Origin of the sequence: Sutcliffiella sp. FSL R7-0096 (assembly GCF_038595065.1) — a bacterium.
In the GTDB taxonomy this organism is placed as follows: domain Bacteria; phylum Bacillota; class Bacilli; order Bacillales; family Bacillaceae_I; genus Sutcliffiella_A.
The window spans coordinates 3,662,791-3,688,794 of the sequence record NZ_CP152003.1; the positions used below are offsets into that span (position 1 = coordinate 3,662,791).

Annotated in this window: 23 protein-coding genes; 5 read left to right on the top strand and 18 right to left on the bottom strand. The window is 42.7% G+C overall.

Features of this window, described 5'->3' with window-relative positions; all coding sequences use genetic code 11:
• Nucleotides 1-104 precede the first annotated feature (104 nt).
• The gene (gene citZ / locus MKY77_RS18760; RefSeq protein WP_339147224.1) at nucleotides 105-1,223 is read right to left on the bottom strand and encodes a citrate synthase; all 1,119 of its coding nucleotides are present in this window, start codon (nucleotides 1,221-1,223) and stop codon (nucleotides 105-107) included.
• Nucleotides 1,224-1,577: 354 nt separating this feature from the next.
• Nucleotides 1,578-2,039 carry a DUF441 domain-containing protein gene (locus MKY77_RS18765; RefSeq protein ID WP_237663512.1) on the bottom strand — a complete coding sequence of 154 codons (462 nt, stop codon included), beginning with the start codon at nucleotides 2,037-2,039 and terminating at the stop codon, nucleotides 1,578-1,580.
• A 179-nt stretch (nucleotides 2,040-2,218) separates the two neighbouring features.
• Here MKY77_RS18765 and ytvI point away from each other — a divergent pair, with 179 nt between their 5' ends.
• Nucleotides 2,219-3,340, top strand: a complete 1,122-nt coding sequence (gene ytvI, locus MKY77_RS18770; RefSeq protein WP_339147225.1) for a sporulation integral membrane protein YtvI — start codon at nucleotides 2,219-2,221, stop codon at nucleotides 3,338-3,340.
• Between the two features lie 292 nt (nucleotides 3,341-3,632).
• Here ytvI and MKY77_RS18775 read toward each other — a convergent pair whose 3' ends face one another.
• From MKY77_RS18775 to dnaE, 9 genes are all read right to left on the bottom strand, one after another.
• The gene (locus MKY77_RS18775) at nucleotides 3,633-4,547 is read right to left on the bottom strand and encodes a DUF1002 domain-containing protein (protein ID WP_339147227.1); all 915 of its coding nucleotides are present in this window, start codon (nucleotides 4,545-4,547) and stop codon (nucleotides 3,633-3,635) included.
• Nucleotides 4,548-4,665: 118 nt separating this feature from the next.
• Nucleotides 4,666-5,061 (bottom strand): FxsA family protein, encoded by a 396-nt coding sequence (locus tag MKY77_RS18780; RefSeq protein WP_339147228.1) that lies wholly within the window; start codon nucleotides 5,059-5,061, stop codon nucleotides 4,666-4,668.
• A 191-nt stretch (nucleotides 5,062-5,252) separates the two neighbouring features.
• Nucleotides 5,253-7,007 (bottom strand): pyruvate kinase, encoded by a 1,755-nt coding sequence (pyk, locus tag MKY77_RS18785; RefSeq protein WP_339147229.1) that lies wholly within the window; start codon nucleotides 7,005-7,007, stop codon nucleotides 5,253-5,255.
• Nucleotides 7,008-7,134: 127 nt separating this feature from the next.
• Nucleotides 7,135-8,094 (bottom strand): 6-phosphofructokinase, encoded by a 960-nt coding sequence (gene pfkA / locus MKY77_RS18790; RefSeq protein ID WP_339147230.1) that lies wholly within the window; start codon nucleotides 8,092-8,094, stop codon nucleotides 7,135-7,137.
• A gap of 351 nt (nucleotides 8,095-8,445) precedes the next feature.
• Nucleotides 8,446-9,432, bottom strand: a complete 987-nt coding sequence (gene accA, locus MKY77_RS18795; protein WP_339147232.1) for an acetyl-CoA carboxylase carboxyl transferase subunit alpha — start codon at nucleotides 9,430-9,432, stop codon at nucleotides 8,446-8,448.
• Entirely contained in the window at nucleotides 9,426-10,289 is an 864-nt protein-coding gene (accD, locus tag MKY77_RS18800; RefSeq protein ID WP_339147233.1) for an acetyl-CoA carboxylase, carboxyltransferase subunit beta, read from the bottom strand. Before accD ends, accA begins: the two co-directional genes overlap by 7 nt.
• A gap of 251 nt (nucleotides 10,290-10,540) precedes the next feature.
• On the bottom strand, nucleotides 10,541-11,155 hold the full coding sequence (locus MKY77_RS18805; RefSeq protein WP_339147234.1) for a GntR family transcriptional regulator: 615 nt from the start codon (nucleotides 11,153-11,155) through the stop codon (nucleotides 10,541-10,543).
• 3 nt (nucleotides 11,156-11,158) lie between these two features.
• The gene (locus MKY77_RS18810; RefSeq protein WP_339147235.1) at nucleotides 11,159-12,397 is read right to left on the bottom strand and encodes a malic enzyme-like NAD(P)-binding protein; all 1,239 of its coding nucleotides are present in this window, start codon (nucleotides 12,395-12,397) and stop codon (nucleotides 11,159-11,161) included.
• Nucleotides 12,398-12,528: 131 nt separating this feature from the next.
• Nucleotides 12,529-15,855 carry a DNA polymerase III subunit alpha gene (dnaE, locus tag MKY77_RS18815; RefSeq protein WP_339147236.1) on the bottom strand — a complete coding sequence of 1,109 codons (3,327 nt, stop codon included), beginning with the start codon at nucleotides 15,853-15,855 and terminating at the stop codon, nucleotides 12,529-12,531.
• A 151-nt stretch (nucleotides 15,856-16,006) separates the two neighbouring features.
• Here dnaE and MKY77_RS18820 point away from each other — a divergent pair, with 151 nt between their 5' ends.
• Together MKY77_RS18820 and ytrI are read left to right on the top strand one after the other, a co-directional pair.
• Complete coding sequence (locus tag MKY77_RS18820) at nucleotides 16,007-16,342, top strand: YtrH family sporulation protein (RefSeq protein WP_064097930.1); 336 nt, start codon at nucleotides 16,007-16,009, stop codon at nucleotides 16,340-16,342.
• Nucleotide 16,343: 1 nt separating this feature from the next.
• A complete protein-coding gene (gene ytrI, locus MKY77_RS18825) occupies nucleotides 16,344-16,844 on the top strand; it encodes a sporulation membrane protein YtrI (RefSeq protein WP_339147238.1) in 501 nt (166 codons plus the stop codon).
• A gap of 49 nt (nucleotides 16,845-16,893) precedes the next feature.
• Here ytrI and MKY77_RS18830 read toward each other — a convergent pair whose 3' ends face one another.
• Nucleotides 16,894-17,844 (bottom strand): bifunctional oligoribonuclease/PAP phosphatase NrnA, encoded by a 951-nt coding sequence (locus MKY77_RS18830; protein WP_339147239.1) that lies wholly within the window; start codon nucleotides 17,842-17,844, stop codon nucleotides 16,894-16,896.
• Between the two features lie 388 nt (nucleotides 17,845-18,232).
• Here MKY77_RS18830 and MKY77_RS18835 point away from each other — a divergent pair, with 388 nt between their 5' ends.
• Nucleotides 18,233-18,565: a YtpI family protein gene (locus tag MKY77_RS18835; protein WP_339147240.1), complete on the top strand. Its 333-nt coding sequence runs from the start codon at nucleotides 18,233-18,235 to the stop codon at nucleotides 18,563-18,565.
• A 55-nt stretch (nucleotides 18,566-18,620) separates the two neighbouring features.
• Here MKY77_RS18835 and MKY77_RS18840 read toward each other — a convergent pair whose 3' ends face one another.
• The 4 genes from MKY77_RS18840 to MKY77_RS18855 all read right to left on the bottom strand — a co-directional run bounded on the left by MKY77_RS18840 (nucleotide 18,621) and on the right by MKY77_RS18855 (nucleotide 22,417).
• Nucleotides 18,621-19,598, bottom strand: a complete 978-nt coding sequence (locus MKY77_RS18840) for a nuclease-related domain-containing protein (protein WP_339147241.1) — start codon at nucleotides 19,596-19,598, stop codon at nucleotides 18,621-18,623.
• Between the two features lie 369 nt (nucleotides 19,599-19,967).
• Nucleotides 19,968-21,275 carry a CBS domain-containing protein gene (locus tag MKY77_RS18845; protein WP_339147242.1) on the bottom strand — a complete coding sequence of 436 codons (1,308 nt, stop codon included), beginning with the start codon at nucleotides 21,273-21,275 and terminating at the stop codon, nucleotides 19,968-19,970.
• A 121-nt stretch (nucleotides 21,276-21,396) separates the two neighbouring features.
• Nucleotides 21,397-21,642 carry a hypothetical protein gene (locus MKY77_RS18850; RefSeq protein WP_339147243.1) on the bottom strand — a complete coding sequence of 82 codons (246 nt, stop codon included), beginning with the start codon at nucleotides 21,640-21,642 and terminating at the stop codon, nucleotides 21,397-21,399.
• Nucleotides 21,643-21,733: 91 nt separating this feature from the next.
• Nucleotides 21,734-22,417: a metal-dependent hydrolase gene (locus MKY77_RS18855; protein ID WP_339147244.1), complete on the bottom strand. Its 684-nt coding sequence runs from the start codon at nucleotides 22,415-22,417 to the stop codon at nucleotides 21,734-21,736.
• Nucleotides 22,418-22,777: 360 nt separating this feature from the next.
• Between MKY77_RS18855 and MKY77_RS18860 the strand changes: the two genes are divergently transcribed.
• Nucleotides 22,778-23,881 (top strand): Xaa-Pro peptidase family protein, encoded by a 1,104-nt coding sequence (locus MKY77_RS18860; protein WP_339147245.1) that lies wholly within the window; start codon nucleotides 22,778-22,780, stop codon nucleotides 23,879-23,881.
• 52 nt (nucleotides 23,882-23,933) lie between these two features.
• Here MKY77_RS18860 and ald read toward each other — a convergent pair whose 3' ends face one another.
• Together ald and MKY77_RS18870 are read right to left on the bottom strand one after the other, a co-directional pair.
• The gene (gene ald / locus MKY77_RS18865) at nucleotides 23,934-25,055 is read right to left on the bottom strand and encodes an alanine dehydrogenase (RefSeq protein WP_339147246.1); all 1,122 of its coding nucleotides are present in this window, start codon (nucleotides 25,053-25,055) and stop codon (nucleotides 23,934-23,936) included.
• Between the two features lie 146 nt (nucleotides 25,056-25,201).
• The gene (locus MKY77_RS18870) at nucleotides 25,202-25,966 is read right to left on the bottom strand and encodes an SDR family oxidoreductase (protein ID WP_339147247.1); all 765 of its coding nucleotides are present in this window, start codon (nucleotides 25,964-25,966) and stop codon (nucleotides 25,202-25,204) included.
• Nucleotides 25,967-26,004 lie beyond the last annotated feature (38 nt).

Sequence of the window (26,004 nt, forward strand, 5' to 3'; positions counted from 1 at the left end):
TCCTAAGAAAATATAATTACGTTAGTATTCCAGGGAAGGGATTTTCCTTCCCCATTCATTATAACAAAGATTCAAACATTGTCGCTCGTTGCGACAAAAGGTGATTAACTACGTTTTTCTAATGGTACATAATCCTGTTTTCCAGGACCTGTGTAATCGGCACGAGGGCGAATCAGACGGTTGTTGGAATATTGTTCAAGGATATGCGCCAACCAACCAGATACACGGCTCACAGCGAAAATCGGTGTGAACAGGTCATGGTCGATTCCTAAAGAGTGATACACAGAAGCACTATAGAAGTCAACGTTCGGTGGAAGTGGCTTCTCGGAAGTAACAACCTCTTCTACCTTCACGGACATATCATACCATTTCGGTTGCCCTGTAAGATGAGTGAGCTTCTCAGACATTTCGCGTAAATGCTTCGCACGAGGATCTCCCTGGCGGTATACACGGTGGCCAAAGCCCATGATTTTTTCTTTATTTGCAAGTTTTTCGCGGATATAGCTTTCTGCGTTGTCCACTTCACCGATTTCAGATAGCATCTTCATTACCGCTTCGTTTGCTCCGCCGTGCAATGGACCTTTTAACGCGCCGATTGCTGCAGTAACACCAGAATAGACATCAGACAATGTCGCTACACATACACGTGCAGTGAACGTAGATGCATTCAGCTCATGATCAGCGTGAAGTACTAATGCTTTATTGAATGCCTCGACTGCCACTTCGGATGGCTCTTCCCCAGTCAGCATGTATAGGAAGTTCGCAGCCATACCAAGGTCTGTTCTTGGGGCAATAGGGTCTAAGCCTTTGCGGATTCTTGAGAACGCTGTCACAATTGTTGGCATTTTAGCTTGCAGACGGACAGCCTTATGGTAGTTTACTTCCGGATCCATGTTATCTGCTTCTGCATCATAGAGCCCAAGTAGGGATACAGCAGTACGAAGAGCAGCCATCGGATGGACTTTGTCGATTGGGTACGTTTTGAAATGGTTGATCACTTCTTCAGGAAGCGCAGCATTTTCTGCAATCTCCTTCTTAAGGGAAGCTAACTCTTCCTTGTTTGGCAGCTTTTGATGCCATAAAAGATAGATTACCTCTTCGAAGCTAGCATGATCTGCTAAGTCATCAATGTTGTAGCCAACATACGTTAATGTGTCGTCAATAATGGAACTGATAGCGGAAGTTGTTGCTACAATTCCTTCTAGACCTTTAGTTGTTGTCATTTGAAACCTCTCCTTTATGTGAAAATTTCCCCAAATCCTTTTCTACCATTGCTCACCCGAACGCTTGCTCAACATAATGATAAAAATCATATCTCTGCATAATTATAAAGAGTAATTTATCAATTCAGAATCTAGCAAACTAAGAAAATGCTTACATTTCCATTCATAAAAATAAGCGCCATATCCATTGCATTCATGGGTGCGCGCGCATTTTCGGCGAACAATGTTTCTGTTGCTAAGTAGGAAGGAAGTGTCCTTGTCCCTATTATAAACAATTTTCAGTCTTTTGTGAATGAAAAGAAGAAAAGTCCTTCAAAAAATATTATTACGAAAAAACAATTTGTGAATATTCCCTTAGGTGAAATACTCGACTACCTTCATTGCAAGATAGGCTATTCCCGCCCCAATCAATGGACCGACTGCCACTCCATTGAACAAAGAAACGGCAAGAATGGTACCAAACACAAGTGCTGTGGTGATATGCGGATCGTTGGCAAGCAAGGTCAAACCGCTTTTTGCAATAAGTGCAACCGCTATTCCTGCCCCTAGTGCCACCCAAGCATATGAGGATTTCAGCGCCTCCTGCAGCTGCTTGAACCCTATGTCACCAGTAGCTATTGGTACAAGAACCGCTATGGTAATGATCGTTACTCCCCAATTGATTCCTTTAGATTGAAGATAAGGGAATACTTTATTATCCATACCAATAACTTTAATAACAAGCAAAACAGCAACAGCAAACATCAAGGATGGATTCTTAGCAATAAAACCTATTAAAAGAAGTACTAGTAAAAATAAAGTAGCTTGACTAAACATTTTGTTTCCATCCTTCCAAACACATGACCCTAATTTTCATACTACCATATGGAAAAGAGAAAGAAAAAGGATTGGCATTGTACTGAATTTTCCAAATTGTAAAATATAAAACTATGAAAAGTATGGTGTAGGTTGTAAAATTATTTATAAGGAATTTCTGGCAGTAAGGGGTGTTTTTGTTGAACTGGAACTATGTACATATCTTTTTCAGACTCCTCCTGGTTCTATCCATCATCACGATTGGCCTTATCTCTTTCTATTATTTATTCTCTATCGCTTATCCATTCATCACTGCATTAATTCTTGCATTTCTTATTAATCCTCTTGTCAATCTCCTTGAAACAAAAGGTCGACTTCCCAGGAGCTTGGCGGTCTTCCTATCATTGATGGCTGTATTTGCCACCGTCGCTGGGGTAGTCACTCTATTAATTGTAGAAATTGTATCCGGTACAGAGTACTTGGCAAAAGTGGTACCTGGGCATTTTGAAACCTTGGTTGTGTATGTAGAACAATTTGTCGTCATGGAAATACTCCCCTTTTTCAATCAGATCAGCAACTTGTTCCACAGCTTGGAAGAAGGGCAACAACAGTCCCTATTGACGAATATTGAAAATTTCGGCGCAACGGTGGCGAGTACCGTAGGAGAGTTTATTCAAACCTTCTTGACCAATCTCCCTAAGCTTATTACATGGATACCAAGTGTAGCAACCGTCCTGATTTTTTCCTTGCTGGCCACCTTCTTCATCAGCAAGGATTGGTTCAAGCATAAAGCTAGGTTGAAACGGATCACGCCAATGAAAGCACAGGGTAGCCTAACCAAAGTTTTCTTAAGCCTTAAGAAAGCATTCTTCGGGTTCATGCGTGCCCAGGCAACACTCATTTCCATCACGACCATCATCGTTTTAATAGGATTATTGATATTGCGTGTCGAGTACGCCATTACGGTAGCCTTGATTATCGGATTGGTCGATTTGATCCCATATCTTGGCACAGGGCTGGTGTTTGTGCCTTGGATTATCTTTTTGGCAATCAGCGGGAACCTCCCCCTCGCAATCGGACTTGGAGTTCTATATTTGATTGTAATTGTCCAACGCCAGTTAATGGAACCAAAAATCCTGTCTTCTAGTATCGGACTTGATCCACTGGCCACATTGGTCAGCTTGTTTATTGGATTCAAGTTGATTGGCTTTCTTGGCTTGATCGTCGGTCCGGTTACCGTAGTCATTTTCAACACGCTCTGGAAGGCAGATGTGATAAAGGATATCTATTTGTTTGTTGTGGGGAAAAATAAAATTGTGTAGGGAGATTAGTTTTGTTGGATAGGTAGATGCCTGTTTCTTTAGATGAGGAACGGGCACTTTTTTCTGCGCTTACCACTGGACGGTTCTGAACCTTCCTGAAGACTTCTCCCGCTCGATTCCTGCGACACGGAGGTCTTCATTCCTTCCATGACGACTTCTCCCACTCCTTTCCCGCGTCACTGTGGTCTTCATCCCCTTCATGAAGACCTCTCTCAATTCATCCCTGCGTCACAGAGGGCTTTATCACTACTAAAAAACCGCCTCCTCCCTAAAGAGAAAGCGGTCACATATCCTATTTGAAGAGATTCACAATGGACTGGAATAAGTCACGGAAGAAATCGGCTACACCTTGCCAAAATCCTTCATCTCCCACAACTTCTTCAATTCTATTCTTGATGTCCTTAGAGATATCCTCTAGTTGCTGTTTTACATTATCAAAATTGATATTGAGTGAACGCATCTTTTCAAACAGATCAATCAGTAATTGTCTGTCCGCTTCACTCAACTCAATGTTTAATTTCGCAAGCTGTTCTTCTACAATCCTCTCTACATCTTCACGGGTAGCGGGCTTTTGTTCTGCAATCTGTTTCTTGATCTCTGTCAGTAATTCACTAACCTTTTCACTATCCATGCCTTCTTCTTCTGCAAGTTTGGTAGCAATGTTCAACTCTTCATTTGCCACTTCCATACGGTCTTTATCAAGTTCTTCTCCACTCACCTCATAGGCCTTATAAATACCAACCAATGCTGAGTGTCCACTAACCTTTACCGGAGAGACGACAATTACTTCTGCGTCTTCAATACCTGCAGTCAACAGGGCATTCGCATACATATCATCGGTAACCTGTGTAATATTTTCAGGAGTCGCCCTATCTATGACAAGGCCTTCGCCTTTTTCTTTCCGAGTTATTTTAGCGGAAGAGAACATACGTGCATTACGATCTTCTCCGTCGATGTATTTAACAAGGTCCTCACCTGTGACTGTTATTTCTTCTACCATTTCTGGATTTTTTACTTTCAAGAGGTTTCGAACTTCTTGTTTTTGGTCGTCATTCAACGTCCCGCCATACACTACGATCGGCAAGCCGAACTTTTCATTGATGCTTTCTTCTTCATCTTCTCCACCGGCAGCTTGTACAACGTTCGTTAAACTAAGTCCAGATAAAACCAAGGTTAACACCAGCAATATTTTCAACCAATGTTTCATTCTATTTCCCCCAAACTGATTTTACATTTTTTACAAGGCTCTCTGCCTATTTTTTTATATTATCATGATTTGAAGAAAAGGCAATGGAATTTCCACCACCGCCTTTTTCGTTAATCTATTATCTTCTATTAATCACAATAAATTGCCCGCGATCCATCCTATTACGTATAGCACGCATGATGGATGGCTTGATCATATTTCTTGTTATTGGCAATAGCAAGGCAAAGCCAATCGCATCCGTAATGAATCCAGGAGTTAAAAGTACTACGCCTCCTATTAAAATGCATAGACCATCGATAATGACCTCACCGGGCATCTGTCCGCTATTCATTTTTTGTTGTGCACTTCTTAGCGCCGAAATCCCTTGGTATTTTGCCAACCAAGCTCCCAAGACTCCGGTTAGGATGATTAGTAGGATCGTTGGTATCGCCCCAATCAGCTTTCCTGCGGTGATAAGGACCCAAATCTCCAATGCAGGTACAACGATTATTAATGCCAATAAAATTCTAAACATAAGAGGACAACCCCATTTCTTTAAAACCAAACTTCCAATCAATTATACCAAAAATAAGAGGATTACTCTAATTTCAGTTGTGTACATAAGATAAAAGTCAGCCTATACACGTAAATCAACCGATTTAGGTAAATACAAAAAAGCCCCCTACATCCCAGCATATGCCGGGATATAAGGGGTCATGCCCACTATTAAAGTACGCTTGCGTGGCCAGAGTAGATGGTGCCTCTTGAGGAGTCCACTGTAATCTCCTGTCCGTCTTTCAGAACGGAAGTTGCGAGCTCTACTCCAACAATTACCGGGATGCCAAGGCTCAAGCCAACAACTGCAGCATGGCTAGTCAAACCGCCTTCTTCCGTAATTAAGGCAGATGCTTTTTCCAAGGAAGGCATCATATCCTTGTCAGTGCCGTTTGTTACGAAGATGGCACCTTGTGTCATCTTTTCAGCAGCTTCTTCAGCTGTTTTTGCCACTACTACTTTACCGAAAGCAGATTTTCTGCCGATACCTTGTCCACTTGCCAGCACGTCTCCAACAACATGGATTTTCATCAAGTTCGTTGTGCCTTTTTCCCCAACCGGAACACCAGCTGTAATAACGATTAAGTCACCGTGGGAAACGATACCTGTGTTCAGGGATTCTTCCACTGCAACATCCAACATTTCATCCGTAGAAGTCGCTTGACGGCCAATGCGTGGATACACACCCCAAACTAATGCTAGCTTACGGGAAACCGCTTCACAAGAAGTGACCGCAACGATTGGTGCCTTTGGACGGTATTTGGAAATCATACGTGCTGTATGTCCACTTTCCGTTGGTGTTACGATTGCAGAAACGTCCAAGCTGATCGCTGTATAAGCGACAGATTGACCAATTGAATCAGTTACTGTCAGCGCAGCTTGCTTGCTATGCTTAGAAAGGATTTCACCATAAGCCAATGCTTGTTCTGCACGGGACGCGATGTTATGCATTGTTTGAACCGCTTCAACAGGGTAGGAACCTGCAGCCGTCTCACCAGAAAGCATGATCGCATCTGTGCCATCAAAGATTGCGTTCGCTACGTCACTTGCTTCTGCACGAGTTGGACGTGGGTTGCGTTGCATGGAATCAAGCATTTGAGTTGCCGTGATAACAGGCTTTCCAGCAAGGTTACATTTTTTGATAAGATCTTTCTGTACAAGAGGAACCTCTTCTGCAGGGATTTCCACACCAAGATCTCCACGTGCAACCATCAAGCCGTCAGATACTTCCAAGATTTCGTTGATGTTGTCAACTCCCTCTTGGTTTTCGATTTTAGGGATAATCTGAATGTCCGCAGCATCATGTGCTTCTAATAATTCGCGAATTTCAAGCACATCAGACGCGCGACGCACGAAAGATGCCGCAATGAAATCCACTCCTTGCTCGATTCCGAAACGGATATCATTTGCATCTTTTTCGGTAATTCCAGGAAGATTTACTTTTACACCAGGAACGTTAACACCCTTTTTGTTTTTTAATGTACCGGAGTTCAGGATTTTTGTTCTGATCTCATTGTTTCCGATCTCAAGAACTTCCAAGCCGATAAGTCCATCATCTAAAAGGATGCGGGAACCAGGGTTTACATCTTTCAATAATCCAGGATAGGTAATGGAGAATCTTTCAGTCGTTCCAATTACTTCTTCCATGGAAATGATGATTTCTTTCCCTTGCTCCAATTCAATTGCACCATCTTGCATGGTATGCGTTCTGATTTCAGGACCTTTCGTATCTAGAAGAATCGCGACATTTTTACCTGTGCGCTCAACCGCTTCTCGAATGTTGCGGATACGTGCTCCATGTTCTTCGTAATCTCCGTGTGAAAAATTCAGGCGAGTAACATTCATGCCTGCGTCAATCAGTTGAATTAACGTCTCGACACTTTCACTGGCTGGTCCAATCGTACAAACAATTTTGGTTTTTTTCATGTAAAGTTTCCTCCTAATTATATACCGTTCTTATCATCCTTTTATATTATAAAGCAATAGAGTGTCATTACACCAACATAAGCCTCAAGAACCTGGTAATGAAAACGATTCCAATACGCTTATATTGCTAGATGGAAAGTTCTTTAGAAAGGTCATACATTTTTGTGTCGATGGAGTGGGATTTAGATAAAGCCTCAATGATGTCGTGATCCACAAGCACATTGCTTTGGATTCCTACACATCTTCCACCTTGACCTTCCATTAATAGTTCCACTGCCCGAGCACCTAAGCGACTAGCAAGCACTCTGTCAAACGCTGTTGGTGAGCCCCCACGTTGAATGTGACCCAGTACGCTGACACGTGTTTCAAAATTTGTTTCGTCCTCTATTTTCTTACCGAACTCAACACCGCTGCCAACTCCTTCAGCTACAACGATGATACTATGCTTTTTCCCACGTTCCGTTCCGCGTTTCAGCCTTGCAATGACTTCCTGCATGTCATCTTTCGCCTCAGGGATAAGGATAGTTTCTGCACCACCCGCAAGTCCTGCCCAAAGTGCCAAGTCTCCTGCATGACGTCCCATCACTTCGATCACATACGTACGTTCATGAGAAGTTGCCGTGTCACGGATTTTGTCAATGGAATCGATAACAGTATTCAGCGCCGTATCAAAGCCAATTGTAAAATCGGTACCTGGAATGTCATTATCAATAGTGCCTGGTACACCAATGCAAGGAAAGCCGTGTTCCGTCAATTTCTTGGCACCTTGATAGGAACCGTCTCCACCAATGACAACCAATGCTTCAATATCATGCTTTTTCAGGTTTTCGATTCCTTTAAGCTGACCCTCTATCGTTTTAAATTCTTCACATCTTGCAGAATATAACATGGTGCCACCACGATGAATGATGTCTCCAACGGAACCTATTTCAAGCTTCTTGATGTCCCCATCGATCAATCCCGCATACCCACGGAAAATTCCGAACACTTCCATATCATGAAATATGGCTTTTCTTACTACTGCACGGACCGCAGCATTCATCCCTGGTGCATCTCCACCACTTGTTAGAACGCCTATTCGTTTCATTTATTTCACCTCTTGAGCTAATTTGCCTATAAACGTATACCCAAACATTTATTTTATTTGAAAAATGAGTGGTATGTAAAGTCTCCATAATAAAAATTACCACGAAGATATGTCGAAAACAACTGAAATCTGTCGATTATATTTATGTATGCGCTTTTATTTGAGGTGGTTTTTTTTGCCATTCTTTAGAGGGTCTGTTTCCTACCTATTTAATATGGGTGATGTACTCCTGTGTTTGCCACTGTCCACTGTGCCTACTTCTAAGGATACCCATATTTTTTCTAAATCAATAGAAAGATAAAAGATTTCAGGTGAAAAAAAGAAGGACGGGAGAAAAAACCCGTCCTGCATTTACTGATTTATCTTTTCGGGCTTTAGCTGCTCCTTGAAGGAGAAGGCTCCGATCCGTTTATATTTTGCATAACGATGTTCGATCAATTCATCCGCGCTAAGAGGCATTAAATCCTGAAGAGACTCCTTCAAGACTTCACGGATCCCCTGCGCCTGGAAATCCACATTCTTATGCGCCCCACCCATTGCTTCAGGAATAATTTTATCGATGATTCCAAGGTCAAAAAGGTCAGGTGCAGTGATTCTCATAGATTCTGCTGCCTTTTTTGCAAGGCTTGCATCCTTCCATAGAATGGCTGCCGCACCTTCTGGTGATATGACGGAATAGGTGGAATTCTCTAGCATATGCACATGGTTGCCGACACCTAGCGCAAGCGCTCCGCCACTTCCACCTTCCCCGATGACGATACAGATGACTGGCACCTTTAATCCGGCCATTTCAAACAGGTTTTTAGCGATTGCTTCACTTTGCCCACGCTCTTCTGCAGCCTTCCCTGGATAGGCACCCTTCGTGTCGATGAAGCATACTATCGGCCTGTTGAACTTTTCGGCTTGGTACATCAGCCTCAATGCTTTTCGGTATCCTTCTGGATGAGGCATACCAAAGTTACGGCGGATGTTTTCTTTCGTATCCTTTCCGCGTTGGTGGCCAATGATGGTGATAGGAACGCCTTCAAATTTTCCGATTCCCCCTACGATGGCCTCATCATCTCCGTAATAACGATCTCCATGCAATTCAAGGAAATTAGTAAATACCCGTTCAATATAATCAAGGGTTGTTGGACGTTCAGGATTTCTGGCAATTTGAACACGATCCCACGGTGAAAGATTTCCATAGATATCTGCTTCTAGCTTTTCGAGTCTGACTTCTAGCTTTTCTATTTCAGTAGAAAGGTCCATATCGCTATTTTTTGTGAACTCTTTCAACTCTCCTATTTTCTTTCGAAGTTCCACAACAGGTTTTTCAAACTCCATTTCTCCTACCATCTCGTCTCCCCCTCTCCTTGGTGAATATCTAGTACATTTGTTAAGGTTTCTTTTAAATCAAGACGAGGAATGACCGCATCCAATTGACCACACTTCAATAAAAATTCTGCTGTTTGGAAGTCTTCCGGAAGATCCTCGCGGATGGTCTGTTCAATGATGCGTCGCCCAGCAAAGCCAATCAATGCCTTAGGTTCTGCAAAGTTATAGTCTCCAAGTGAGGCAAAACTTGCAGAAACCCCACCGGTAGTAGGGTGTGTCATCACAGATATGATCAATCCGCCACTTTCGCTATGCAACTTCAAGGCACTACTAGTTTTAGCCATCTGCATTAAACTTAATACCCCTTCTTGCATCCTCGCACCACCAGAAGCGGTGAAAATAAGGAATGGGACCCGCTTCTCTTTTGCTTTTTCAATAGCACGAGTAATCTTCTCCCCGACTACCGATCCCATGCTTCCCATACGGAAAGTAGAGTCCATGACTGCAATTACAAGCGGATAGCTGTTAATGGTCCCCTCTCCTGTTACAACTGCCTCATTGATGCCTGTTTTCTTTTGATCTCCTTCAAGCTTTTCTAGATAGTTAGGAAAATTCAGTGGGTTTTCAGATACCATTTCCACATCATATGCCTTAAAGCTCCCTTTATCTAATAAGCTTTGAATTCTCTCTTTTGCATTCATCGGATGATGGTGGCCACAGTGCAGACACACCTTCAAATTTTTCATCAATTCTTTTGTGTACATGATTTTCTTACAACTTGGACATTTGGTCATGATTCCTTCCGGCACATCTTGGTGTGCTTGTTCGGAGGGAATGGATGCGTATTTTTTCTTTTTTGTAAACAAATCCTTTAACAAAACAACAGAACCTCCCTTTATTTGAGTAAAAAGGATACTTAAGCTGACTAGTATTTTCCCACTCATCTACTATTCAAAGGTTAAACTCTCAGACATTGTTACTTAGCTTTGGTATTTGGTACTAATAACAGGTCAAAAGATAGGCAAGTAAGGCTGTTAACATTATTTCAATAAACAAATTCCTCTACTTACCATTTTTCTCATACTGTTAATGTAACGGAAACCCCTCGAAGGATGTTGTAGATTCTTGTCTACTTTCCATCGACAAATTCCGCAAAATGTTTTTCATATAACTTTATCGCTTGTTGTGCATGATTTTCTCTCATCGCCTCTAGTAAATCTTCATACACACCACTTTCTATCATATTATCCTTTACGATAATACGTGCATAACTATTTACAAGTGTCCAGATCCTTAGCATCAAACTGTTATCCAAAATGGTAACCACTTCTTTGAAAAAATCGGTTCTACTAGGAGCTGAGACTATCATACTGCTCAGCGTTTGATAGTCTTTGGCAACAGCTTTCTGCATGAATAGCTGTAGGCATGACTTTTCTATTTCCAGCTTCGTTTCCAATAGGTCATTCTTGGTTTTATCCTGTTCCAGAATGAATGTCCCCAAAAGTTCTACAAGGTGATGCTCTTTAAAATCTTTGATAAATGTCCCTTCCCCACGCCTTGTTTCAATGAGCCCAAGGAGCTCTAATGCTCGAAGCGCTTCACGGACGGAAGAACGCCCGACATTCAGCCTGTCGGACAGTTCTCGTTCTGAAGGGATCTTGTCTCCTGTTTTTAAGCCGTCCTCCACGATGATGGCGCGAATCTTTTTGACAATCTCCAAATACATTTTTGTAGGTGTTGTCATGGACTATTCACTTTTTCCGATAACGGCAGCGCGTCTTGTTTTTTCGGCTACTTCTTCCGGATCGACCTGTATTCTCGCTACTCCCGTTTCCATTGCCGCCTTAGCCACTGCTGCAGCAACCGCCGGTGCGACACGTGGATCAAACGGTGCAGGGATAACATAATCGGCACTTAACTCATCAGGTGCCACAAGACTTGCAATAGCTTCCACTGCCGCGATTTTCATTTGCTCATTAATATGGGTCGCCCTGACATCCAATGCTCCACGGAAGATGCCCGGGAATGCCAAGACGTTATTTACCTGATTAGGAAAATCGGAACGGCCTGTTCCAATGACACTTGCCCCAGCAAGCTTTGCTTCAGCTGGCATAATCTCAGGGTTTGGGTTGGCCATGGCAAAGATGATAGAGTCCTTGTTCATGCTTTCGACCATCGCCTGCGTCAACGCACCTTCCACGGAAACACCGATAAATACATCCGCACCCTTCATTACATCCGCTAAGCTTCCCTCAACTTTATTACGGTTTGTGTAAGTTGCCACTTCTGCTTTTACGCTATTCATGCCATATGGACGACCTTCATAGATGGCCCCTTTGGAATCACACATGGTAATATCCCTTACACCATAGCGATATAATAATTTAATAATGGCAATACCTGCTGCACCTGCACCATTTGCCACCACTTTTATTTCCCCGATATTCTTTCCTACCAACTTCAGGGCATTGACAAGTCCCGCCACGGTTACAATGGCTGTACCGTGTTGATCATCATGAAAAATCGGGATGTTGGTTTCTTTCTTAAGACGCTCTTCCACCACAAAACAATTCGGAGCGGCAATATCTTCGAGATTCACTCCCCCAAAAGTAGGTTCTAGAAGCTTTACAGTCTCAACAATCTTATCCACATCTGTTGTATTCAAGCAGATTGGGAATGCATCAACCCCTGCGAAGCTCTTGAATAAAACTGCTTTCCCCTCCATAACAGGCAAAGCCGCCTCAGGACCAATGTTTCCAAGTCCAAGTACAGCCGTCCCATCTGAGACTACCGCAACCATATTCCCCTTCATGGTATAGTCATATACTTTATTCTTATCATCGTAAATAGCCTTGCATGGCTCGGCTACGCCTGGTGAATAGGCAAGACTCAAATCTTTCGCATTTCTAACCGGCACTTTTGATTTGGATTCTAATTTCCCTTGATGGACTTTATGCATATGTAATGCTTCTTCTTTTAAAGACACAATTCTTGTCCCCCTTGCTATTTGTGGTTCTGACTGTACTCGGAAACTGCTATATTAACGATTTCATTTATACTTAAAAACCAGGAAAAGGTGGTCTGACCACCTCCCTGTTAACTATATCATAATATTAATCATTGTAAAGATTTTTTGAATACGACATTCCCTTCCCCTAGTAAGGTCCTAAGCTTGAGTAAACACTCTTCCGTTGGGGCCACAAAGAACGACGGCTGCAGCTTTATCGTTTTCTTCGCGCGGATGTAATGAACATATACAGGAGATGGCCCTTGATGTTGCTTTAATACTTTTTGAAGGTGCAAAAATACTTCCTTTTCATGCTTTTCTTCATCTATTTGTAAAAATAGATCTCCGATAAGATGTGCGTGTTCCTCCATTAGCATATCTATTTCCGTTATGCCTTTTAGAATAAGTTGCGTTTTTCCTTCCCTCTCTTCCAGATTGCCCTCTACCAATAATGTCTCTCCCGTTTTCAACAGGTGAGAAAACCGCTTATAAAGTTCTGGAAAAGCGACGGCCTCCATATCACCCGATTGATCGGAAAGTGTGAGAAAGGCCATTAGATCCCCTTTTCTCGTACGTATGACCCGTTCATTGGAGATGAAGCTCCCGATTCGTACTTTCTTCTGATTGCTTGAAGGAAGGTCCAATATTAGCAAAGCACCCGCCAGCTGGAAATAGGAGGAGTATGGTTCTGTCGGATGTTTGGAAAGATAGAATCCTAGCGCCTCTTTTTCTAACTGCAGCTGTTCTGTCAGCTGCAATGGCTCCACTTTCACATATTTAGGCTTAATATCAAACTCCGTTTCCATGAAAAAATCTATTTGATTATCATCGGATGGCATGACAAGTTCGGCATGCTGCAGAGCAACATCCAAGGTTGCCAGAAGCGTCGCCCTGTCTTCCTTGAACTCATCCATGCAACCTGAATAGATAAGCATTTCCATCGTTTTGCGATTGAGCTTGGATGCGGCTCTGTTACAGAAATCGAACAGATCGGCAAAAGGCTTCTTTTTCCGCTCTTCCATCAGTGCTTTTATAGCTTGTACACCGACTCCTTTTACGGTCAACAGACTAAAGCGCACCCCATCCTTTTCCACTTGGAAGCCAATTCCGCTCTTATTGATGGATGGGGGCAGGACCTTGATCCCTTTTCTCTTTGTTTCCGTAATATATTGGGAAAGTTTCTGCTCATTCCCCATCACGCTCGATAACAGGATTGCCATGAATATCTTCGGGTAATTCGCCTTCAGGTAGGCCAATTCATAAGAAATCATACTGTAGGCAACCGCATGACTCCTGTTAAAACCGTAGTCGGCAAAACGAACAATCAGATCGTAGACTGCATTGGCAACTTGGTTGTCATAGCCCTTTTTCAAACAGCCCTCCACAAAATGGGCACGTTCTTGTGCCAACACATCCTTCTTCTTCTTTCCAACCGCTCTTCTCAAAAGGTCGGCCTCTCCTAATGAAAAGCCTGCCATCACAGCAGCAATTTGCATGATCTGCTCCTGATAGACGATGACCCCAAAAGTTTTCTCAAGGATGGGAATCAAGTCGGGGTGCGGGTAATCAACCTGTTTTCTTCCGTGTTTCCGGTCAATGAATAAAGGAATTTGTTCCATCGGACCTGGACGATACAAGGCGTTCACCGCGACGATATCTTCTAAGTTTGTTGGCTTGAGCTTTGTCAGCACTTTCTTCATGCCAGGCGATTCTAGCTGGAAGATCCCCGATGTGTCCCCGTCACTTAAAAGTCGGAAGGTTGCCTGGTCATCCATTGGGATGACATCCACTTCTGTTTTGGTCTCTTTTTTCACCTGATAGCGGATGCTTTGAATCATGGTCAGGTTCCTCAATCCGAGGAAATCCATTTTCAGAAGCCCAAGTTCCTCCAATGTTTCCATCGTAAATTGCGTAAGATAGATATCCCCTTGTCCCTCTTGTATAGGAATCATTTCCGTGAGCGGACTTTCCGTGATGACTACTCCCGCTGCATGGGTAGAGGAATGACGCGGCAACCCTTCTATCTTTTGAGCTGTTTGAAAGGCGCGTTGTCTTTCTTTTGTCTCATTAATCGCTTTTTGCAGCCTGTCATTTTCCTTATATGCTGCCTCAAGCGTTATACCCGGTCTTGAAGGTATCATCTTTGATATCATCTCTAATTCTTTTCCCGAAAGATTCAACACTTTCGCTACATCCCGCCATGCTGCCTTGGCTGCCAGGGTTCCAAATGTGATAATTTGCGCCACATGGAGCTGCCCGTACTTTTCCGCAACATACCGAATCACTTCATCCCGCTTATTATCCTGAAAATCAATGTCAATATCAGGCATCGTAATCCGTTCTGGATTTAAGAAACGTTCAAAAAGCAGGTCATGACGAATCGGATCCACATCTGTAATGAACAAGCTGTATGCAACAAGAGACCCTGCCGCAGACCCCCGTCCGGGACCTGTCAGGATGCCTGCATTCCTTGCAAAGTACATGAAATCCCATACAATCAAGAAGTAGTCACTGAACTTCATCCCTTTGATTACTTCAAGTTCATAGTTCAGGCGTTCTCCATACCGTGGCGGGACTTCGCCAATTCGAGCCTTAAGCCCTTCCCAACACAAATTTTCGAGATAAGAATCCGCTTTCTCACCCTCTGGCACTGGATAGCTTGGAAGTGCCGATTGATTGAACTCGATTTCCACATGACACTGATTGGATATCTTGATGGTGTTTTCCAAAGCATCCGGGATATCTTCAAACATCTGGACCATTTCTCCTGCTGTACGCAAGTAATCCGGCGACTCTTTTGGAATTGATTCTAGTTTCGTTCCCTGCTTGATGCTACGAAGGCATTCATAAACAAACACATCTTCCTTTTGGAGATAGTGCACCTTGCTCAAAGCGACGATCGGCAAGTCTATATGTCTATTACGGGTGTTTTCCGACTGCACACGAGCCGCATCGGAATTTCGGTCGACGCCGAGGTAAACATGGTCTTTCCCGAACATTTCTTTATACACAACTGCCGTCTGTTCCTCCATATGCGCCAATTCCGAATCTGCACCCGACAAGATCGCAATCAGCCCACTTGCGTAATGCTTCAGCCACCTTTTCGGGACCCCTTGAAGGGCTTTCGTCTGAACAATACTGGACAGCTTCATCAGGTTGGTAAACCCCTGTTTATTTATTGCCAAAAGAAGGACAGGGTACGCAGACTCCTCATCCTCCTCCTTCGCGAGGACAGAAAGAGTCAGCCCGATAATAGGCTTTATGTTCGCAGCCTTGCATGCTTTGTAAAAGTCCACCGCACCGTACATAACATCTTCATCTGTCAGGGCAAGAGAGGTTAACCCCAACTCCTTTGCCCGCTCCATCAGCTTAGAAAAACGGACAGAACTATTCAGTAGGCTGTAACTGCTTTTTATATGTAAATGAACAAAACTCATTAATCATCACACCTTACTTAACGCTTCCATTTATTACATTCATTATAGGGGCTTCCCTGTCACAAAAACAATCCTGAAACTTCTCCATTAACATCACATACTTGCCACTTCCTGTCCATATATATGATTAAGGACAGAAAGGATGATGAAAATGGACGTTAAAGATCCATTTATCGCAACCCTGATATTCAGTTTTTTTATCGCAGTCGGGGTTATACTCGGAGGAGCCATCATCGGAGGCATTGCCGCCTTCCTAGTCGGAGACCCTCCTCTTACAAGGATGTGGCGTTTGGCTAACAGCCTGAAAATATGGGCCATTGTGGCAGCCATCGGTGGCACCTTTGACACCTTTTATAATCTGGAAAAGGGATTGTTCAATGGAGAAACAAAATTTCTTGTCAAACAATTGCTTCTAATCATTTCCGCTACCGGCGGAGCTCAAACAGGGGCACTAATCATTAGCTGGCTGACACAGGAGACATTGTAATATGAGGGTGCCTCCGTATAACCGGGATCCAGGATGGCAACGATTCTTTACCGGAGTAGTGATTGGGGCGATTGTTGGATGGCTGATATTCATGCTGATGTACGGAATCACATTAGAGAAGAATCTCAGCGATTTGAAGAAATATAAAGATGAAGTCAAAAGTTACAAAGACAGAATTCATATTCTTACAGAGGACAATGACAAGCTGAAGGAAGAAAAAGATCAGCTGAAAATTGAAGACTTCAAGATATCCATCATCAATCATGAAAAATATATGCTCAACTCTTTCAGCCGTTCCTCCATCGTCGCAAGGATCACAGATGACCTGAACCATTTGATCTCAAAAGATATCGCAAGCATAAAAGACAACAAAGAGTTGCTGATCAAGGTGATTGAAAACAAGAGTTACTCGTTGGATGATAAAAAATACTACTTTGAGGTTGATTTCCTCTACGTCGACACAACGATAGAAATTGATTTACTGATTGTAAAAATGGAATAAAAGAGGAAGCGTCTGTCTATTCATTGACACTTCCTCTTTTTGCCATGTGCTATTCTCCTTGCAGTTGCGCCCTTGATGCTTCTATCAAATCAGCTAGCACAAGGTCGGCATCTTCCCATTTGTAGATGGAAGCACCTGAGGCAAGTGGATGACCTCCGCCGTTATATTTCTTCGCGATTTCATTGACAACCATCCCCTTTGAACGGAGTCTGACACGGATCTGATCAGATTCCTCAATGAAAAATGCCCACGCTCGGATGCCTTCAATATTTCCGAGCATCCCGACCAGTTGAGAAGCCTCAGATGGCAATGCATTGTAGCGTTGCAGAATAGCAGGGGTAAGCTTCATGGAAGCAATGCCATTCTCATGCAGGGAGAAATTCTCCAACACATACCCGCTAAGTTTAGCAATATGCAGCTTTGTGCGATACAGCTCATCATAAAGCTCTGTCATGGAAAATCCGTAGCTCAACAGCTCACTCGCATATTGAAATGTCTTCGTATTCGTGCTCTGGAAAAGAAACCTGCCTGTATCGCCAATGATTCCAGCGAAAATCAGTCTCGCGGCTTCTTTCGTCATCACCCATCCCTGGTTTTTCCCGGCCAGATACAATTCGTAAATCATTTCACTAGTGGAACTCGAATCCGTATCCACCCACATCATATCCCCATATCTGTCCTCATTTGGGTGATGGTCAATCTTGATCCATTTAGCGGCAAGCTTATAGCGCTGGTCACAAATTCTATCCGTATTGGCCGTATCACAAACAATCACCAGCGCTCCATCATAACTTGAGTCTGGTATCTCATCAAGCTTGCTCAAGAAGTTCAATGACTCCTCTCCTTTACCGACTCGATACACCTTCTTATCCGGGTAACTCTCCTTGATCAATTCCGCCAATCCACATTGAGACCCATAGGCATCCGGATCTGGTCTCACATGACGGTGGATGATCACCGTATCATGCGCCTTGATTTCATCTATAATTTGCTGCCTCATCGTATGTATCCCTCTTTCAACTGTATCTTTTCTTTTATTTAATCACAGTTTGCTACGTTCTCAAAGGATTAACCATTTGAATGCAAAAGCTCTTTTCTCAAAGATTATTGCTATTTACAAGTAAAAAGTCGGCAATTGGACTTTTTACAGGAAAAGTCGGCAATTGGACTTTTAACTGCTTACATACTTTAAAGGTTCTAAGTAGATTTTTAAGTACAACTGGGAAAAGAGCACGACAGTAACGAATATAACGGTTGATGTGTGAATACGAATTACGAAAACAGCCAATGCAAAAGTAGAATTTTGTTCACGAACACGTTACAATATAGCTTGTATGCTTATGCTAAAATAATAAGTAAGATAATGAATATAGAAGGAGTGTGTCCTTTTGGCTATTTTTGTTTTTCTCATCATCTTTTCATTGATGTTCTACTTGATGTATAAAGTGAAATACTTCCGCACCCACCTTCCTGCCGAGAAGAAGTGGCTAAGCGCAAAATCAAGCATCGCCCTTGGGAGCTTTGTATTCTTCTTTGGAATCAATACACTGATCGACCCAATGTCCACTGTTGCAATCGTGGTCGGAATCGTCCTTGTACTTGTAGGATTAGGCAGCATCTGGGCCGGCTACAAAGCTTACCGTTTCTACTTACCATTTGCCATTGAAGAAGCGGAAGCGGTGAAAGAAGTGGAAATGAAAGAGAAGACCGTTACTAATTAAATAGGGTTTAATAATTTTGGAGTCGTCCTTTTTTAGGGGCGGCTTTTAGTTTTGGTTATTGCTTAGATAGTTGAAAATGATCCAGTAAGTATTTTCTACCTCTGTTCGTTCCTTGGGTAGGTAGTTTCATGGAGGATAATAAATAGTTTGCTACATTTGGTGAAGGGAGAAGAAGGAAATCTCTTATCATTCTGTTTGTTATGATATTACCAACTAATAATTTGTAATCCATTAGATTTTTTACGTGAGCTGTTTTAGAGTACAACCCACAATTTTCACATATCCAGCTTCCATGTTTCTGTAACATAGGTAAGTATGTGCAACGTGGACAAATGACTCCTTTCCTAAGTTCATGATAATGAATTCCAAAATGTTGTAATATAGAAAATTCATCAGGTGTATGCTTTTTAATAAGCATCTTTGAGAGTTTTTTGTAAGTAGAGTTATCCAGTAAAGGGGTAAATTTCTGATCATCTATAGCTTGCAGTTTGTGGGGAAGGTTTGTATGAAATGTAACTTTTTTCATAAGTGATGGTGTTGCGTTGATTAAGGTGGCATTGGAGTGAGTCAGAACTATTTGTCCTCCAATCGGCAAAGGAGGAAAGTTGTGCTTATCCAACCATAATGTGAGTTGATATTTTTGCCTCTCTATCTGGGATAAAGGATCTCCAAACTTCTCCCTTTCCTCCCCCCTATGCCTAATTAATTGATTTGTTGTTTCATCAAACTCTAATGTACCAGAAACATATTTTGAATCTAATATTAGACAATATCCGGGAGTTATCAAAAGGGTGTCCATTTGAAAGTATCGATTTAGGGGGTCTTCTATACGTAGTCCGTGTAACAATTGGGTATTATTATTGGGGAGGAAAGTGAGGAAATAATCAAGAGCTTTCTCACCGATAAAACCGTAATGCAACTTGCCGTGTTCCTTCTCTATTAGTTGATATTTAGGATGCACAGGAGGCACTCTTCTAATTGCCGCTTCGAGAGTCAATAACCTCACTGACTTTTCCCTTGGTTTCTTTATCATGTAACCTCTCCTTTAGTAAGTTTGTTGGATATAATTCGATAGGGAGGCATGAAATCCTTTAAGAATATTGATTATCATGAAAAATTGAATTTTATCAGGAATTCTGAGGATATATCATGAAATTTGAGGATTTATCATGAAATTTCGACTTTTATCATGAAATAATCAAATATATCAGGAAATCGGGCGATTTCGACAAATCTCGCATGAGCCACCCAGCTCCCCACCAAAAGCCCTTCCACACTTCATACACTTGATCTTAGTCCCTGCTCCCTGCCACCCAACCCAACACCCAAACACCCAAACACCCCAAATACCCACAAAAAAGCGCCCCCACCAAAAACGGTGAGCGCGCCATCTTAACATCATCTATTGTATCAACTGCACCATCATCATCGCCTTGCCGACGACATTGCCGTCATGGTACACTTCCACGTCCACTTTTCCGAACTTGCGGCCGACCTCCAGCACCTTTGGACGAATCTCAATCGTGCTGTCGATCTGGACTGGCTTAATGAAATAAATCGTGATATTCTCTACGACCATATCACTCTTTTTCAAATTCCTTATCACACGCTTTGCAGCTTCTGTCACGATGGTGGTGAACACACCATAAGATATCGTCCCCACTGAATTGGTCATTTGGGGTGTCACTTCACTTTGGTAAGCCTCTTCCCCTTTTGATTCTGTGACATCCACAAATTGGTTGGTCACAATATCATCAAGGGTTTCACCTACCTGTGGCTGCCTTTGGATCATTTGCAAGGCCTTCAGTACGTCCTGACGACTGATAATCCCAAGAAGTCGATGGCTCGGGTCCACAACCGGCAGCATCTCAATTCCTTCCCATACCATGATATGGGCAGCAGAAGCAACCGAAGTCTTACCATGGACAGTGATTGGGTTTTTCGTCATCACTTTTTCAATAAGCGTGCCCGAATCCTTCCCAAGTACATCCTTGGAGGTAACCACACCATGGACTTTCAAGTTCTTATCAATAATAGGAAAACGGCTATGTTTGATTTCCTCATTCACTTTGTACCATTCAGCAATGGTGTCCTCTGTCGTTAAGTAGGTCGTTGCCTCAATCGGTGTCAAAATATCCTCCACCAATACGATTTCCTTTTTTATTAACTGATCGTAAATTGCCCGGTTGATCAAGGTTGCAACGGTGAAAGTATCATAGCTACTCGAAATGATCGGCAGCTTCATTTCATCGGCTAGTCGCTTGACCTCTTCATCCGTATCAAATCCACCGGTAATCAATACGGCCGCTCCCGCCTCGATTGCCAACTTATGTGCATTATAGCGGTTTCCGACAATCAAAAGGTTTCCGGCATCCGTATAGCGCATCATCGCTTCCAGCTTCATGGCACCGATGACAAATTTGTTTAGCGTTTTATGGAGTCCTTCTTTTCCTCCAAGAACTTGTCCATCCACAATATTGACCACTTCGGCGAAAGTCAGCTTTTCGATATTCTCTTTCTTTTTCCGTTCAATACGAATAGTACCAACGCGTTCGATGGTACTAACATATCCTTTATTTTCGGCGTCCTTGATCGCTCTGTATGCTGTACCTTCACTAACCGTCAACGCCTTGGCTATTTGTCGTACTGATATTTTTTCCCCAATTGGAAGTTCTTCGATATATTGGAGAATCTGTTCATGCTTAGTCACACTCTTCACCCGTCCACATAGTTATTGGCTGTTCTCAAATATTTTGCAGTGTCTGCATATCTACCTAACAACCGTTATTATACCTTCATTATACGGGTGTGAAGCCTTGTATTCAACGTGTTTACTGATATTGACGCAATCGGACCCTTTTCACCTGTGCCAATTTCGCTTTTTGCACCATTCGTTTGCGCTTTGGCAAGTACATGATAGCTGCCATATTCCCCCCAACGGCCATTAATGCAAGTACTATCCACGCAATGGCAAACCAACCTGCAAGTCCATCTTCAGTTACAGGCAAACGTGGGACGGCCACATATAAAAGGGCAGCGATACATAACAACGCTAATAATAGTCTGTTTTTCAACACACGACACTCCTTCCAAAACTGGATAGCTTGTATCATGTATATTCATGACAACAAAAAAAAGAAGCAAAACCGCTTCTTTTCTTTGATCTACCTATAACTCTATGGATTCCCCAGTCTCTAGTACCTTGCCCACACCTTTTGGCAGCTTGGAAACAAAAGCATGAGGATCCTGTTCAATAACTGGGAAGGTATTGAAATGGATGGGAACCACCGTGGAGGCATCCAGCCATTTTGCAGCAAGTACCGCATCATCGGGTCCCATCGTGAAATTATCTCCAATCGGTAGAAATGCCACATCAATGTCATTTAATTCCCCGATCATTTTCATATCGGAAAACAACGCTGTGTCCCCGGCATGGAAAATCGTCTTCCCGTCGATAGTAAGCAGGATCCCACTTGGCATTCCTGTATAGACGATTGTTTTTGTTTCATAATCTGTGTAACTGGAACCATGGAAAGCCTGAGTCAATTTTACCTTTCCAAAATCAAACTCATGCGCTCCCCCGATATGCATTTCATGTACCTTCACACCCTGCCAACCCAAATATTCGGCAAGTTCGAAAGGCGCCACAACCAACGCATCATTTTTAAGGGCCAGGTCCACGGTATCTCCAACATGGTCATTGTGACCATGCGTTAAAAGGATCACATCCACTTTCAAATCGTCCGCTTTCAAATCAGTCAAATCATTACCCGTGATAAATGGATCAAAAAGAATGGTTTTTCCGTTAGCCTCTACTTTTACTACAGAATGTCCATGATAGGAAACCTTCATTCTTACAACCTCTCCTTCTCAAACAAATATTCTTTACACTCGTTTATCTTCTCTTTTTTTAGGAAAAGTCCTTCTACTAATTAACTGAATCACATACTTAGAGGCTTTTACGAGTGTTTAACACAGATATAATTATCGTTACTGTCGTGCTCCTTTTCCCGGCTGTACAGTATAGAATGCATTCCCATTTTAGAATGGATAAGCAGTAAAAAGTCCAAATTGCCGACTTTTTACCGTGAATAATACTAATCATTTAGAAAAGAGCTAATAAAATTTACAGATGTTTAATTCCCTGATACTCTAAAAGTAAACGTATTAATTTTCGCAGTTTAAAATATTCATAAAAAAGGAGTGGCTGATTTGAAAGAATATCGTTTGCAGCAACTGGTGGATTGGTTGAAACAGGAGGACTTGTCCGGGTGTTTCTTGACTTCGACCCCAAACGTTTTTTACATAAGCGGATTTTACACAGATCCGCACGAAAGACTCTTAGGACTTCTGGCTTTTCCTAACAATGAGCCTGCGATTGTCTGCCCGAATATGGAAGTCGAACAGGTGAAAAAGACTGGCTGGGCCTATGGCATTGTCGGCTATAATGATACCGATGATCCTTGGCAAAAGGTTCAGGAGTATGTGAAGCAGCAAGGTATTACCATTGAAAAGCTTGCTGTGGAGCAGGAACATATGACGGTCACCCGTTTACATAAGTTAAAAGGAATTTTCCCAGGGGTAAATCTTGCCGCTGCAGAAGAAAAAATGTATCAGCTTCGTCTTGTGAAGGATGAGGAAGAGGTTGCTATTTTGAGAGAAGCGGCAAAGCTTGCCGATTTCGGAGTGGAAGTTGGGGTGCACCACCTAAAGAAAGGCGTCACCGAGCAGGAGCTTGTTGCAACGATTGAGTATGAGCTGAAGAAAAAAGGAGTCAGCCAGATGTCCTTTTCGACCATGGCGCTGACCGGTTTGAAGACTGCCGCTCCTCATGGGAAACCGGGCTTGGATCAGGTGAAGGAAGGTGACCTTGTATTATTTGACCTTGGCGTAGTCTTAAACGGCTATTGTTCAGATATCACGAGAACGGTTGCATTTGGAACGGTGAATGAACAACAAGAAGAGATCTATGAAACCGTACTAAAAGCCCAGCTCGCTGCAGTGGATATCTGCAAACCTGGAGTGGAAATCGGGCAGATTGATCGCACAGCCCGCTCAATCATAACGGAAAGTGGCTTTGGGGAATTTTTCACACACCGTATCGGCCATGGCCTTGGTATCGAAGTGCATGAATACCCATCCATGAATGAAACGAACACGATGAAGCTGCAAAAAGGGATGGCATTTACGATTGAGCCTGGAATCTACAAGCCGGGAGTAGGCGGCGTACGAATCGAGGACGACATTTTAGTAACGGAAAGCGGAATAGAACTATTGACAAGCTATCCTAAAGATTTAAAGATTATCAAACCATAATAAAAACAGGTATCCATGCCACTCATGGATACCTGTTTTTTAATGAAACCAATTAGCTTTTTACTAAAAGGTTACTTGCACTTTCATATGCCAATCCGTGAGACTCAGCCACTGCCGCATATGTTACATATCCGTCTAGCGTGTTGATTCCTTTTAGAATCGCTTCGTTATCCAGGCATGCCTGTTTGTAGCCTTTGTTTGCAATCTGTACCGCATATGGAACCGTAACGTTCGTCAATGCAATGGTAGATGTACGTGGAACCGCACCTGGCATGTTTGCAACTGCATAGTGGACTACTTCATGTTTCACATAAGTAGGGTCATCATGCGTGGTGATACGATCAGTCGTTTCAAAAATTCCGCCTTGGTCAATAGCAATATCGACTACTACAGAACCCGCACCCATCGATTGAATCATTTCTTCTGAAACAAGCTTTGGCGCCTTAGCACCCGGAATAAGGACTGCACCGATAACAAGATCGGATTCCTTCACCGCGATTTCCAGATTCAATGGGTTACTCATAAGTGTCTGAATGTCTTTTCCGAAAATATCATCCAGCTGACGAAGACGATCCGGGTTCAAGTCAAGGATTGTCACATCCGCACCAAGTCCGATTGCCATCTTAGCAGCATTTGTACCAGCGACACCTCCACCGATGATCGTTACCTTCCCACGGCGGACACCAGGAACACCACCTAGAAGAATCCCTTTACCGCCTTTGATTTTCTCAAGGAATTGAGCACCGATTTGAGTGGCCATACGTCCAGCCACTTCACTCATTGGTGTCAATAATGGCAGGGAACCGTTTGGTAGTTGTACCGTTTCATAAGCAATACCGACTACTTTGTTGTCGATCAAAGCTTTTGTTAATTCTGGTTCTGGAGCAAGATGCAGATAAGTGAAAAGGATTAATCCTTCACGGAAATAGTCATACTCTGAAGGAAGAGGCTCTTTTACTTTCATGACCATATCCATGGACCATGCTTCTTCTGCCGTATCCACCATTTTCGCACCAGCTTGTACATACTGCTCATCTGTAAAGCCTGATCCGATACCAGCTTCTTTTTCTATGTATACTTCATGTCCGAACCCAACTAGGTTCACTACACCAGCAGGGGTCATCGCAACACGGTTTTCATTGTTTTTTATCTCTCTAGGTACACCAATTCTCATGGATCAAATACCTCCCTCATCATAATCACAAAGCGTTAAGACGTAACTAATATAACATTAAACTAGAAAATGTAAAATAGTTTTTTATCCAATTTTGTAAGCGCTTAAAACAGACGGAATTGTCAAAAAATCTAACTGGCCCCTCCTTAACGAAAACGGTTAATGACCTCCACTCCACCTGTTACCTCGAGTACAGCTCCGGTAATCATATCGGAGCGGTCTTCACATAGAAACCCGATGGCCCGAGCGATATCTTCTCCTGTACCGGATCGGCCCACAGGGGTATCTCTCGCATCTCCCAAGCTTTTTGCCTGATCGATTGTAGCTTCCTTCATATCGCCGACAATATCTCCCGGACAGACCATATTGGCAGTGATACCGTTTTCCGCTTCTTCAAAAGCGATTGTTTTTGTAAGAGATACAAGTCCGACTTTAGCCGCAGCAAATGCTGAACGGTATACCCAGCCAGGAGAGGATTCTGCTCCTTGAAAGCCATAGGAAATAATGCGGCCGAAATTTTGTTTACGCATTACCGGAATTGTTTTTTTGAAAAGGTGAAAAACGGCACTTAAGTTCCCTTCTATCATTTCGTACCATTCGTCATCCGAGTAATCCGCTAATTTTTTGCGTTCAAAAATGTATGGCCCCGCATTATTGATTAAATAATCTATTCTTCCATATCTCTCTACCGCTTCTTCAATAAAACGGGACATCTCTTCTTTTTTTGTCACATCACCTTGAAAGAAATGGATTCTATTTTCTCCGATTTCCTTCCATTCCTTCTTAAGGCGTTTGATTGTTTCAGTATCACTTCTATAATTAATGGAAACGGAACACCCTTTATCCAATAGCATTTCCGTCACTTTTCTTCCAAGTCCTTTGGAACCAGCTGTAATTACGGCATGTCTCAAACTGGATTCCCCCTTAATAAAATTACTTACTTCTCTAT